Genomic DNA, 10,954 nt, shown 5'->3' with positions numbered 1-10,954 from the left:
TGTCGGCAGTGGCGGGGGTGGCGGTGGCGTCGGGGGCGACCGTCACCCCGCTCGCCCCCGTGGACGGCAGCGCCGGAGCAGCCGACGCCGGGGCGATGGCCGCGGCATCCAGAACCCGCACCGTCGCGGCCGGAAGCGGACCCAGCAGCGTCGCGGGGCCGTAGACGCCGAGCCCGAGGATGATCACCGTTCCGAGCGCGACCCAGAGTCCACGGCGAACGCGGTGGGCGGCGGGGGAGGGCATGCCCTCACGCTAGCGCCACCCCGCGACATCCGGCCGAGCGACCCGCGCCTGCCGCCGCGCGGCGCAGCTCAGGCCCAGCCGAGCTCGTGCAGCCGCTCGTCGTCGATGCCGTAGAAGTGGGCGATCTCGTGCACCAGCGTCACGTGGATCTCGTCGCGCAACTCGTCGAAGTCGGCGCACGCGGCGAGTAGCGGCTCGCGGTAGAGGATGATGCGATCGGGCATCTCCCCGAAGCCGTACTGCCCGCGTTCGGTCAGCGCCACGCCGTCGTAGAGCCCGAGGAGGTCGAGCGACCCGTCTTCGGGCCGATCCTCGACCACGAACGCCACGTTGTCGAGACCGTCGACCATGTCGTCGGGCAGGAGGTCGAGTTCGGCCACGACCAACGCTTCGAAGGCCTCGGGGTCGAGCTCGAGCATCCAGAACCTCCACGAACGAGCGCGACGCCACCTGCGGGGCGGCAGACACGACCTGCAGAAAGAGAAACGAGCGACCCGACAGAATCGGGCCGCTCGTCTCGGTGGGGTGAGTAACGGGGCTCGAACCCGCGGCCTCCTAGACCACAACCAGGCGCTCTGCCAACTGAGCTATACCCACCATGGCTCCGCCGTGAAGCGAAGCAACTCGACGAGTCTATTACAGCTTGGAGGCGAACTCGTTCACAACGTCGGCTGAGATCGCCCGGAGATCGGCCGAGGGCGGCCCCGGCGGCGCGACGAAGATGGCCTTGCGGTAGTACTCGAGCTCGCGGATCGACTCGAGAATGTCGGCCAGCGCCCGGTGCCCGCCGTCTTTCGCGGGGGCGTGGAAGTAGATCGGCGGGAACCAACGGCGCGCCAGTTCTTTGATCGACGAGACGTCGACGCTGCGATAGTGCAGGTGCGCATCGACCCGCGGCATGTATTTGGCGAGGAACATGCGGTCGGTACCGATCGTGTTGCCGGCGATCGGCGCCTTCATCTCGTTCGGCACGAACTTCAGGATGTACTCGAGCACCTCGAACTCGGCCTCGGCCAGGCTGACGCCGTTCGGGATCAGCTTGTCGAGCCCCGAGGTCGCGTGCATGGTGCGCACGAAGTCGTTCATGTGGTCGAGCGCGGAGTCATCGGGCTTAATCACGATGGTGAAACCGGGGTCGACGAGGTTCAGCTCGAAGTCGGTGATGACGACCGCCACCTCGACGAGTTCGTCGACGCTGAGGTCGAGCCCGGTCATTTCACAGTCGATCCAGACCAGCCGGTCTGTTTGTGCGCTCATGCTGCGAGTCTACGGCAGGCCTCCGACACGGCTCCGGATGCCCGCTCCGCCCCGATCGCGCGGGCCTTCGTCGATGTGCCACCCCCACCCTGGGCCGCACGACCTGCGATACCGTTGGACCGTGCCTTCAGACTCCGCCTCCACCACAGAACCGACCCCACCGAAGCCCGGCCAGATCGTTCTCGTGCGCCACGGCGAGACGGCGTGGAGCCTCACCGGACAGCACACGGGCACCACCGACCTGCCGCTGACGGCGAACGGCGAGGAGCAGGCGAGGTCGGTGGGGCGGGCGCTCGAGGGTCGCCGGTTCAGCCAGGTGATCACGAGCCCGCGCATCCGGGCCCGCCGCACGGCCGAGCTGATCGGCTACGGCGACCAGGCCGTGGTCGACCCGAACCTGGCGGAATGGGACTACGGCGCCTACGAGGGCCTCACCTCGGCCGAGATCGTGGCCGAGCGGGGCCCGTGGAACCTCTGGCGCGACGGTGTGCCGGCCGGTGCTACGCCGGGCGAGAACAACGCCGAGGTGCAGGCCCGTGCCCTGAAGGTGCTCGCCCGGGTGCGCGCCGACGTGCACGCGGGCAGTGACGTGCTGCTGGTCGCGCACGGCCACATCCTCCGCGCGCTCGCGGCGGCGTGGCTGGAGCTTCCACCGACGGGCGGGCAGATCTTCTCGCTCGCGACGTCGACCATGAGCGCACTCGGCTACGAGCACGATGCGCCGGTCATCTTGCTGTGGAATGCACCCGCCGCGAGCTGACCCACTCACCCCCTGAGACGTCTGGAGCAGACGATGAACCCGAGTGACGAGATCGATGCGCTGATCGCGAAGCATCCTGACTGGCGTGGGGCGAAGCTCGCCGAGATGCGCGACCTCATCCTCGGGGTGGATGAGGGCATCGTCGAGGAGTGGAAATGGATGGGTGCGCCCGTCTGGGAGCTCGACGGCATTCTCGTGGTCGGCAACATCTTCAAGACCAAGGTGAAGCTGGGCTTCATGTACGGCGCTCTGATCGACGACCCGCAGGGCCTGTTTAACGGTGAGTTGGGCGGGAACCAGCGGCGCTCGGTCGAGTTCGCGGAGGGCGACACGGTCGACGGGGATGCCCTGCGGGAGTTGATCCGCGCCGCAATCGCTCTCAACCGGGCGAAGCCGTCCCGGGCCGCGAAGGCGGCGAAGGCTCGCGCGAAGGAGTAGCGCGCCTGCCCGGCGGTCGCGCGACCCGCTCGGCCGGGCTGTTGCATAATGGACTGTCGCAGTCTCCCCCCGTAGCTCAGCGGAAGAGCAAATGGTTTCTACCCATCAGGCCGGGGGTTCGAATCCCTCCGGGGGGACTCCGTCATCGGCGGCGCTACCAGGCGCGATGCGGCACGGCGTGGCGTAGCGAACGGCGCCGTGGACGCCGGCCGGGCCCCGCGATCGCCGGCCGGGCCCCGCGAACGCCGCCGGGCGCCGTGGACGCGGTCCGGGTGCCGCGAACGCCTATCGCGCGGTCGGTGCGTCTATCTGGCGCTGCACCGCGTCGACGTCGCTCAGAACGCGGGCCGTGTCGAGGGTGCCCGTGGTCGCGCGTGGAGCCTCGACGGAGCGCGACGGGTAGCTCGGCGCCTGGAATGCGGCCGTGGAGGCTGCGGACGAGCCGGCGTTCGACGCGGCCGTCGCAGGAGTGGCCGATGCAGCGCTGCCGGATGCAGGAGCAGCGTTCGCTCCGCTCGCCGTGCCGGCGCTCGAACCCGCGGTGCTCGAACCTGACGCGGGTGCCGCGTACTGTTCGTGGTGCTGCTGGGCGACCCAGGCATCCTGCTGCTCCTTGAGCGTGCGCTCGGAATCGGAGCCCTGCGTCGACCAGCGGTCGAGGTCGCTCTGGAAGCTGCGGCGGGTGCGACCCGGCCGGTTCTGCCACTCGACGAGCTGGTTCCGGAACTCGATGACGGCAGGCTCGACCTGGTAGCCGAACGTCGCAGAGTTGCGCTTCATCTGGGCCAGTGAGTACTCGGCCCAGTTGGCTGCGACGACGGCACCCTTGATGGGCAGCAGTCGCACCTGGATGTCGGCCTGGCCGGTGGCGCGGTCGGCGAGCACCTGCTCCTGGGGGGTGAGCGAGTTCCAGACGGAGGCCTGCTCGGCTGCGTCGACCAGGGCGCCGATCGCGGCGACCTTCAGGTCGCGATCACGACTGGCCAGCAGCCGTTTGATCGACCCACTCGCGATCCATGCGGCGAGCAGCCCGGCGACGATGATCGCGAGTGCCGGCACAGCGATACTCGTGATGACGTAGGCCCCGCCGTCGGTGTTCGACCAGTTCAGAAAGTTGCTCCACCATTCCATGGGGGAAGACTACCTCCGGCTCATCGCGGCTCAGCGGAAGCAGGACAGCGCGTCGTCGATGGAGGAGAAGTCGCCCATGCCGACGATCTGCCGGGTCGACGCACTCATTCGACGGGCCTCGAAACGCTCGGTGGCCTGCTCGATGTAGCCGGCCATGCTGCCGTCTGACCGGAGCACGCGCCACAGCGTCGGCTTGACCTGTCGCAGGGTCGGGGCGAACGCCGAAGCGCGAGCGGTGGGGATGTAACTCATGACTGCCTCCGTGATGTCTGCGCCGGCCCGGCTGGTGTGCTGATGTGATGAGGCTAGAACCACCCACCGACATCGGATGGTGGCGGCAGTGCGCCAACCCGGCGGTCCTCTCCTCCACAGCGACGGGCAAGGCCGAGTTCTCCACGGATGACCGGATGCCCGGCCGCAACGGCGCGCACCGCGAGCACACTCGAGCGAGCCGGCCGAATCGCAGGCCCGACGCATCCCGCGCCGGGGCTCACGGCCACCACCACGAGGAGCACCCCATGCCCGAACACATCTCCCTCACCGGCGTCGTCGCGACCGATCCACGCAACCTGACGACGACTGACGGCCTGGCGATAACGAGCTTCCGGCTCGCGTCGAGCCAGCGGCGATTCGACCGCCACAAGAACGCCTGGCTCGAGACCGGCACGAACTGGTACACGGTCACCGTCTTCCGCCAGCTCGCAGCCAACGTGGCCTCATCCCTTGCGAAAGGCGACCGCGTCGTCGCCTCGGGCCGGCTGCGGGTTCGCGAATGGCAGAACGGGGAGAAGACCGGGATGACGGTCGAGGTGGAGGCCGACGCGGTCGGCCACGACCTGTTCTGGGGCACGTCGACGTTCGCCAGGAACCCTCAGCCCGACACGCCGAAGTTCGGTTTGCCGACCCAGCAGGCCGCCGACGAGAAGCACGACGCCGACGGGTTCTTCCCCGCCTCGCACGACGAATCCGAACTCGTCTCGCATGCTCCTGACCTAGACTCGTCCCGTCTGTAGGGGATCCCGCTCACAACCACTGGAGTTTCTCATGCCCGCGCGCCTGTCTCGCGTCATGCTCACGGCGGCCCTCGCCGGGGGTCTCGTCGTCGCCCTCGCTGCCTGCACCGACGGTGCGCCGTCGCCCGCCCCGACCGCGTCGTCGGGCGTTCAGACGGGCGCGCCGACCACCAGTCCGACGGCCGCGCCGGTTCTGGTGCCGGGCGGTTCGGCCGAGGCCAACCTGCCGTTCTTCGACTCTGTCAATGCCGGGCTGGTCGCCCAGAGCACGGCCGCGAACACGACGCCCGACGGCAAGGCCTTCATCTCGGCTCTCCGCGATGCGGGTTTCACGGTGACCGACATGCAGGTCACGCCCGACATCACGACGGTCGGGGTGAAAGCCGACACGATCCAGTTCTCGGTGGCTCTCGGCGGCCAGTGCCTGATCGGCCAGTTCGGTTTCGGCGAGTACCACAGCCTCGTGGCCCCCCTGCTCGGCACCGGCAAGTGTCTGATCGGGGAGACCCGCACAATAGACTGGTAGCCATGGCCGAATACATTTATTCCATGGTGCGCGCCCGCAAGGCGGTGGGCGAGAAGCTGATCCTCGACGACGTCACGATGTCGTTCCTGCCCGGAGCGAAGATCGGCGTGGTGGGGCCGAACGGCGCCGGTAAGTCGACCATCCTGAAGATCATGGCCGGGCTCGACACTCCGAGCAACGGCGACGCCACCCTGAGCCCCGGCTACACCGTCGGCATCCTGATGCAGGAGCCTGAGCTCGACGAGTCGAAGACCGTTCTCGAGAACGTGCAGGAGGGTGTCGGCGAGATCAAGGGCAAGATCGACCGGTTCAACGAGATCTCCGCCGCCCTGGCCGATCCCGATGCCGATTTCGACACCCTGCTCGAGGAGATGGGCACGCTGCAGGAGCAGATCGACGCGGCCGATGCGTGGGACCTCGACTCCCAGCTGGAGCAGGCGATGGATGCGCTCCGCACCCCGCCCGGCGACGCCAGTGTCGCGAACCTCTCCGGTGGAGAGAAGCGCCGTGTGGCGCTGACCAAGCTGCTGCTGCAGAAGCCCGACCTGCTGCTGCTCGACGAGCCCACCAACCACCTCGACGCCGAGAGTGTGCTGTGGCTCGAGCAGCATCTCGCGAAGTACCCCGGCGCCGTTCTCGCCGTGACCCACGACAGGTACTTCCTCGACCACGTCGCCGAGTGGATCGCCGAAGTCGACCGCGGCAAGCTGTACCCCTACGAGGGCAACTACTCGACCTACCTCGAGAAGAAGCAGGAGCGCCTCCAGGTGCAGGGCAAGAAAGACGCCAAGCTCTCGAAGCGTCTCGCCGAGGAGCTCGAGTGGGTGCGCTCGAACGCGAAGGGCCGCCAGGCGAAGTCGAAGGCACGCCTGGCGCGCTACGAGGAGATGGCGAGCGAGGCCGAGCGCACCAGGAAGCTCGACTTCGAGGAGATCGTCATCCCTGTGGGCCCGCGTCTCGGCTCACAGGTGATCGACGCGAAGAAGCTGCACAAGGGGTTCGGAGAGCGCGTGCTCATCGACAACCTCTCGTTCACCCTTCCTCGCAACGGCATCGTCGGCGTCATCGGCCCGAACGGCGTCGGCAAGTCGACCCTGTTCAAGACGATCGTGGGCTTCGAGCCGCTCGACTCCGGTGAGCTGACCATCGGCAATACGGTCGACATCTCGTATGTCGACCAGGACCGCGGGGGCATCGACCCGAAGAAGACGCTCTGGGAGGTCGTCTCCGACGGGCAGGACTACATCCAGGTCGGCAAGACCGAGATCCCGTCCCGCGCCTACGTCTCGACGTTCGGCTTCAAGGGCCCCGACCAGCAGAAGGCCGCTGGCGTGCTCTCGGGTGGTGAGCGCAACCGCCTGAACCTCGCGCTGACACTCAAGCAGGGCGGCAACCTGCTGCTGCTCGACGAACCGACGAACGACCTCGACGTCGAGACGCTCGGCAGCCTCGAGAATGCTCTGCTCGAGTTCCCCGGCTGCGCGGTGGTCATCACACACGACCGGTGGTTCCTCGACCGCATCGCGACCCACATCCTCGCGTACGAGGGCACCGAAGACGACCCGGCGAACTGGTACTGGTTCGAGGGCAACTTCGAAGCCTACGAGCAGAACAAGATCGAGCGCCTGGGCCCCGACGCGGCGAAGCCCCACCGCAGCGCCTACCGCAAGCTGACCCGCGACTGAGTCCGGGCGGGCACCGACGATGCGGCTGAACGTTCCGACCCGGCTCCGCTGGTCTGATCTCGACCCCTACGGCCATGTCAACAACGCCTCGATGCTGCGCCTCCTCGAAGAGGCGCGCATCGAGGCGTTCTGGTCGACAGAGGCGACCACCCGGGAGACGCCCGACGGCGCGGTGACCACCTACCGCGGCAACTCCGCCATGGCGGTTCTGGATGGTCGTCCCGACGCGGGAACGCAGTCGATCATCGCCCGGCAGGAGATCGAGTACCTCGTCTCGATCCCGTACCTCCGCGATCCGCTGGACATCCAGCTGTGGATCGGGCGGCTCGCCGGCGCGAGCCTCGAGGTCTGCTACGAGGTGTGGAGTCCGCTCGGTACCGACGCAGCGGCGCGCGTGCTGTTCACCAGGGCTGTCACGACGCTCGTGCTGGTCGACGCGACATCCGGCCGCCCCCGGCGTATCTCGGCTGCCGAGCGCGACGCCTGGGCGCCGTACGTCGAGCAGCCGCTCACGTTCTCACGCCGCCGCTAGAGCCCGAGGTCAGTCGACGCCGCCGCACCCGGAGGCCACGGCCCGGCCCCTGCCACTGCCCCAGCCACGGCCGGGGCAGCCGGAGCACCTGCGCCTCACAGCCCGGGAACCCGTACCATCCCCTCCTGCGCCACGCTCGCCAGGAGCTCACCGCTCCGGGAGAACATGCGCCCGAGCGCGAGACCGCGCCCACCCGTCGCCGACGGCGACTCCTGCGTGTACAGAATCCACTCGTCGGCGCGCCCCGGCCGGTGCCACCACATCGCGTGGTCGAGGCTCGCCACCTTCAGCCCCGGCGTCAGCCAGCTGAGCCCCTGCCGACGGTAGACCGATTCGAGGATCGTGTAGTCGCTGGCGTAGGCCAGCGCGGCCCGGTGCAGCACCGGGTCGTCGGGCAGCCGGCCGATGCACTTGATCCAGACCGCCTGCTGTGCCGAGCGCGTCTCGTCGGCCTGCAGGTAGATCGGCCCCGACACATGGCGGATGTCGAAGGGCCGCTCGAACGCCCAACTCCGGGCGACAGGGTGATCGAGATGACCGATGATCTCGGCGGTCGTGGGCAGGGATTCGGGGTCGGGAATGCCCGCGGGCATCTCGACCTGGTGGTCGACCCCGGGTCCCGGCGCCTGGAACGACGCGATCATCGACAGGATCGGCAGCCCGTTCTGGTACGCCTGCGTTCGCCGGGTCGAGAACGATCGCCCATCGTGGATGCGGTCGACAGAGAACGTGATCGGCTGGGTGATGTCGCCGGGCCGCAGAAAATAGCCGTGCATCGAGTGGGCGGGCCGGTCGTCGTCGATCGTGCGGCTGGCCGCGACGAGCGACTGAGCGAGTACTTGCCCACCGAAGACGCGGCCCTGCGGCGTCCACTCCGAAGGGCCGACGAAGATGTCCTCGTTCGTGCGGGCACCACTGTCGGTGAGGTCGAGCGCAGACAGCAGGCTTGCGAACGCGTCGGTCATGTTCTCTCCATCTCGATCCGGCGACGACTGCCCCGAAGGTCTGCGAGGCGCCGTCACCTTCTGTAGTTTAGAAGCTGATGGTTCAGTCGTTTTCTCTGGTCGATGCGCTCTCCCTTGGCGACCTCAAGGTGTACCTCGGTCGCGCCGCCCGGGTGGGCACGGGTTCGGTGCGCCTGATCGGCGGCCAGGGTGTGCTCGCGGTCTACGCGTCGGTGCTCGCGCCGAAGGGCCTGCTCGACGGGGGCCCGACGGTGCTCGGCCTTCGAACGTTCGCCCTGACCGACCGGGATGTCGCGTTCGACGAGATCGTCTCCATCCGGGCGCTGCTCGACCGGCTGGCCCTGCTCTCCGTCGTCGTGAACGGCGAGACCGGTCCCGTCGAGGTGCAGCTCCCAGCGCCGGAGGGGCCGACAGCCTGGGCCGGCATCTCCCCACCCCGGGGCGGGTGGACGAATCTCGGCCTCGTCGACTCCGCCCTGCTCGAACGGTCTGCGGGCGAGGGCATCTCCGAGGTCGCCGCGGCGCTGCCTCCCGACACCGGTGAGCAACTGGTGCACAAGGTCAGAACCGAGGTCTGGGGCCGCCCGATCGAGGGCATCGGCCGGCAGACGGCTGCGGGCGCGGCGTTCGCCGCCGTGAGCCTTGGCTTCCTGCGCCCCGACGACCCCGTCGCGCTCTACGAGTCGGGCCCCTGGACGAGGCTCAGCACCCGCCGCGGCCACGTGCTCACCCGCTAGCCGCGCCCGCACAAGCCACGCCCAGCGCAAGCCACGCCCAGCGCCAGCCGCGCCCAGCGCCAGCCAGGCGCGGCTCACTCCTCGAACGTGTTCACCATCGCGTGCGCCGCGCGCTCGAGGTAGTCGCAGAGCGTCGCATCCTGCAGCGGCGCGAGCTGCAGCGAGTCGACCGCCGCCCGCATGTGTAGCAGCCAGCGGTCCCGCGCATCCGGGTTGACCTTGAACGGATTGTGCCGCATCCGCAGCCGCGGGTGTCCCCGCTGCTGGCTGTACGTGGTCGGCCCGCCCCAGTACTGCTCGAGGAACCCGGTGAGGCGCTGGATCGCTCCCTCGAGGTCTTCTTCGGGATACATCGCGACCAGCACCGGGTCGTCGGCGACTCCCCGGTAGAACTCGCGCACGAGCCGCTCGAACGTCGGCCGCCCGCCGATCTGCTCGTAGAAGGTCGAACCGGCCGCTTCGTCGGTGGTGGATGCCGCGGCCCCCGCCGTGGGAATCACCGGCAGAAGCGGCATCCCCGGCCCGGGCAGGGCTGTTGGTTCACTCATCGACTGCGTCCTCTCGGTGGGGTCTCCGGCGCCCCGTCGGGCCCGGGGGTCTCGGCTGTCGGCACCGGGCGCGTGCGCGGAGGCCGTGACCCCGCGACGGAGGTCGCGCCCTCGAAACCGGTCAGCACGATGCTGTTCAACGACGGCAGGTGCACGTTCATTTCGTCAAGGGCCCTCTTCAACAGCATCCGCAGCTCGCGGGCGACGTCGTCCTTCACATTCGTACGCGTCTTCACCACCAGCCGGATGACGAGCGCCTCGGCCGAGATGCTTTCGAGCCCCCAGATCTCGGGCCGCTCGATGACCCGCGACCGCCATTTCGGGCTCTCAGCCATCGCCGTCGCCGTCTGCAGCATCTTCGCCTGCACCGCATCGACGTCGGTGTCGTAGGGAACCGCGAGGTCGATGATGACCCTCGCCCAGCCCTGCGACATGTTGCCGACCCGCAGAATCTCACCGTTCCGCACGAACCAGAGCGTTCCGTTGACGTCGCGCAGGGTCGTGACGCGGATTCCGACGGCCTCGACGACCCCGGTGGCCGGCCCGAGGTCGACTACGTCGCCCACACCGAGCTGGTCTTCGACCACCATGAAGAGACCGTTCAGCATGTCTTTGATGATGTTCTGCGCGCCGAAACCGAGGGCAGCGCCGAGCACACCGGCCGAGGCGACGATCGCCGTCACCTGGAACTGCAGCTCGCCGAGAATCATGATGAACGCGAACACGACGATGGCCCAGGTGATGAAGTTGGCCAGCACGCTGCCCATGGTGCGGGTGCGCTGCACGACGCGCACGGCGGCGACGGGCGAGGCCATGATCGCCTGGGTGTCTTCGGCGTCGTGCTTCTTCTTGACCCCGGTGACGATGCGTTTCACGACGCGGTCGACCGATCTCAGCAGGATCCAGCGGATGATCAGCGCGCCGAGCACGATGAAGACGATGTTGATCAGGTGCTGGTAGGTCGTGTAGAAGTCCGCGAGGTTCGTGAAGAAGTCGTTCATATGGCCTCAATCGTAGCGAGAGCCCCCCAGGCGATTCTGTGTCTCGTCTGGGGGGCTCCGGATGCTCGGCGGCGCGTCAGTGCGTCAGACCGTCAGCGCGTCAGCGCGTCAGCCTTC

The 10,954-nt window shown here is 68.4% G+C and carries 14 protein-coding genes, 2 tRNA genes and 1 pseudogene; 8 read left to right on the top strand and 9 right to left on the bottom strand.

Translation table 11 applies throughout. From position 1 onward, the window contains the following. The 4 genes and pseudogenes from C5B96_RS06950 to orn all read right to left on the bottom strand — a co-directional run. Positions 1-244, bottom strand: a pseudogene (locus C5B96_RS06950) (2-oxoglutarate dehydrogenase, E2 component, dihydrolipoamide succinyltransferase); the annotation flags it as partial. A gap of 68 nt (positions 245-312) precedes the next feature. Next, positions 313-663, bottom strand: coding sequence for a metallopeptidase family protein (locus tag C5B96_RS06945; protein ID WP_104244288.1), 351 nt, complete (start codon positions 661-663; stop codon positions 313-315). A 102-nt stretch (positions 664-765) separates the two neighbouring features. After that, positions 766-841 (bottom strand) — tRNA-His (locus C5B96_RS06940). 39 nt (positions 842-880) lie between these two features. After that, on the bottom strand, positions 881-1,501 hold the full coding sequence (gene orn, locus C5B96_RS06935) for an oligoribonuclease (protein ID WP_104244286.1): 621 nt from the start codon (positions 1,499-1,501) through the stop codon (positions 881-883). Positions 1,502-1,622: 121 nt separating this feature from the next. On the opposite strand from orn, the gene C5B96_RS06930 reads away from it, so the two are divergent. The 3 genes from C5B96_RS06930 (at position 1,623) to C5B96_RS06920 (ending at position 2,836) form a co-directional block, all read left to right on the top strand. Further along, on the top strand, positions 1,623-2,261 hold the full coding sequence (locus C5B96_RS06930; RefSeq protein WP_233189048.1) for a histidine phosphatase family protein: 639 nt from the start codon (positions 1,623-1,625) through the stop codon (positions 2,259-2,261). A gap of 33 nt (positions 2,262-2,294) precedes the next feature. Next, on the top strand, positions 2,295-2,699 hold the full coding sequence (locus C5B96_RS06925; RefSeq protein WP_104244282.1) for a DUF1801 domain-containing protein: 405 nt from the start codon (positions 2,295-2,297) through the stop codon (positions 2,697-2,699). Between the two features lie 65 nt (positions 2,700-2,764). Further along, positions 2,765-2,836: transfer RNA gene (locus tag C5B96_RS06920), tRNA-Arg, on the top strand. 148 nt (positions 2,837-2,984) lie between these two features. Here C5B96_RS06920 and C5B96_RS06915 read toward each other — a convergent pair. Beyond that, positions 2,985-3,830, bottom strand: coding sequence for a hypothetical protein (locus C5B96_RS06915; RefSeq protein WP_199176572.1), 846 nt, complete (start codon positions 3,828-3,830; stop codon positions 2,985-2,987). Positions 3,831-3,860: 30 nt separating this feature from the next. Beyond that, the gene (locus C5B96_RS06910; RefSeq protein ID WP_104244280.1) at positions 3,861-4,082 is read right to left on the bottom strand and encodes a hypothetical protein; all 222 of its coding nucleotides are present in this window, start codon (positions 4,080-4,082) and stop codon (positions 3,861-3,863) included. 266 nt (positions 4,083-4,348) lie between these two features. On the opposite strand from C5B96_RS06910, the gene C5B96_RS06905 reads away from it, so the two are divergent. The 4 genes from C5B96_RS06905 to C5B96_RS06890 are packed head-to-tail and all read left to right on the top strand — an operon-like array spanning position 4,349 to position 7,586. Next, complete coding sequence (locus C5B96_RS06905) at positions 4,349-4,843, top strand: single-stranded DNA-binding protein (RefSeq protein ID WP_158507134.1); 495 nt, start codon at positions 4,349-4,351, stop codon at positions 4,841-4,843. 31 nt (positions 4,844-4,874) lie between these two features. Further along, positions 4,875-5,369, top strand: a complete 495-nt coding sequence (locus tag C5B96_RS06900) for a hypothetical protein (protein ID WP_104244276.1) — start codon at positions 4,875-4,877, stop codon at positions 5,367-5,369. Between the two features lie 2 nt (positions 5,370-5,371). Next, complete coding sequence (gene ettA / locus C5B96_RS06895; protein ID WP_104244274.1) at positions 5,372-7,054, top strand: energy-dependent translational throttle protein EttA; 1,683 nt, start codon at positions 5,372-5,374, stop codon at positions 7,052-7,054. Between the two features lie 19 nt (positions 7,055-7,073). Beyond that, on the top strand, positions 7,074-7,586 hold the full coding sequence (locus C5B96_RS06890) for a thioesterase family protein (RefSeq protein ID WP_104244272.1): 513 nt from the start codon (positions 7,074-7,076) through the stop codon (positions 7,584-7,586). Positions 7,587-7,681: 95 nt separating this feature from the next. Here the strand turns inward: C5B96_RS06890 and C5B96_RS06885 are convergent, their stop codons facing one another. After that, positions 7,682-8,551, bottom strand: a complete 870-nt coding sequence (locus C5B96_RS06885; RefSeq protein WP_104244270.1) for an acyl-CoA thioesterase II — start codon at positions 8,549-8,551, stop codon at positions 7,682-7,684. Positions 8,552-8,628: 77 nt separating this feature from the next. On the opposite strand from C5B96_RS06885, the gene C5B96_RS06880 reads away from it, so the two are divergent. Further along, complete coding sequence (locus C5B96_RS06880) at positions 8,629-9,288, top strand: hypothetical protein (RefSeq protein ID WP_104244268.1); 660 nt, start codon at positions 8,629-8,631, stop codon at positions 9,286-9,288. A gap of 74 nt (positions 9,289-9,362) precedes the next feature. On the opposite strand, the gene C5B96_RS06875 is transcribed toward C5B96_RS06880, so the two are convergent. Further along, positions 9,363-9,836 (bottom strand): globin, encoded by a 474-nt coding sequence (locus tag C5B96_RS06875; RefSeq protein ID WP_369826452.1) that lies wholly within the window; start codon positions 9,834-9,836, stop codon positions 9,363-9,365. After that, a complete protein-coding gene (locus C5B96_RS06870) occupies positions 9,833-10,837 on the bottom strand; it encodes a mechanosensitive ion channel family protein (protein ID WP_104244264.1) in 1,005 nt (334 codons plus the stop codon). Before C5B96_RS06870 ends, C5B96_RS06875 begins: the two co-directional genes overlap by 4 nt. Between the last annotated feature and the right edge of the window lie 117 nt (positions 10,838-10,954).

Origin of the sequence: Subtercola sp. Z020 (assembly GCF_002931235.1) — a bacterium.
Taxonomy (GTDB): domain Bacteria; phylum Actinomycetota; class Actinomycetes; order Actinomycetales; family Microbacteriaceae; genus Subtercola.
The sequence above is the reverse complement of the archived record's forward strand: the minus strand, read 5'-3'. Positions and strand labels throughout refer to the sequence as shown.

Bases quoted from the DNA above. Each gene is read 5' to 3' on its own strand.
- C5B96_RS06945 (WP_104244288.1), bottom strand. From the start codon at position 663: ATGCTCGAGCTCGACCCCGAGGCCTTCGAAGCGTTGGTCGTGGCCGAA.
- orn (WP_104244286.1), bottom strand. From the start codon at position 1,501: ATGAGCGCACAAACAGACCGGCTGGTCTGGATCGACTGTGAAATGACC.
- C5B96_RS06925 (WP_104244282.1), top strand. From the start codon at position 2,295: ATGAACCCGAGTGACGAGATCGATGCGCTGATCGCGAAGCATCCTGAC.
- C5B96_RS06915 (WP_199176572.1), bottom strand. From the start codon at position 3,830: ATGGAATGGTGGAGCAACTTTCTGAACTGGTCGAACACCGACGGCGGG.
- C5B96_RS06910 (WP_104244280.1), bottom strand. From the start codon at position 4,082: ATGAGTTACATCCCCACCGCTCGCGCTTCGGCGTTCGCCCCGACCCTG.
- C5B96_RS06905 (WP_158507134.1), top strand. From the start codon at position 4,349: ATGCCCGAACACATCTCCCTCACCGGCGTCGTCGCGACCGATCCACGC.
- C5B96_RS06900 (WP_104244276.1), top strand. From the start codon at position 4,875: ATGCCCGCGCGCCTGTCTCGCGTCATGCTCACGGCGGCCCTCGCCGGG.
- ettA (WP_104244274.1), top strand. From the start codon at position 5,372: ATGGCCGAATACATTTATTCCATGGTGCGCGCCCGCAAGGCGGTGGGC.
- C5B96_RS06890 (WP_104244272.1), top strand. From the start codon at position 7,074: ATGCGGCTGAACGTTCCGACCCGGCTCCGCTGGTCTGATCTCGACCCC.
- C5B96_RS06885 (WP_104244270.1), bottom strand. From the start codon at position 8,551: ATGACCGACGCGTTCGCAAGCCTGCTGTCTGCGCTCGACCTCACCGAC.
- C5B96_RS06880 (WP_104244268.1), top strand. From the start codon at position 8,629: ATGGTTCAGTCGTTTTCTCTGGTCGATGCGCTCTCCCTTGGCGACCTC.
- C5B96_RS06875 (WP_369826452.1), bottom strand. From the start codon at position 9,836: ATGAGTGAACCAACAGCCCTGCCCGGGCCGGGGATGCCGCTTCTGCCG.
- C5B96_RS06870 (WP_104244264.1), bottom strand. From the start codon at position 10,837: ATGAACGACTTCTTCACGAACCTCGCGGACTTCTACACGACCTACCAG.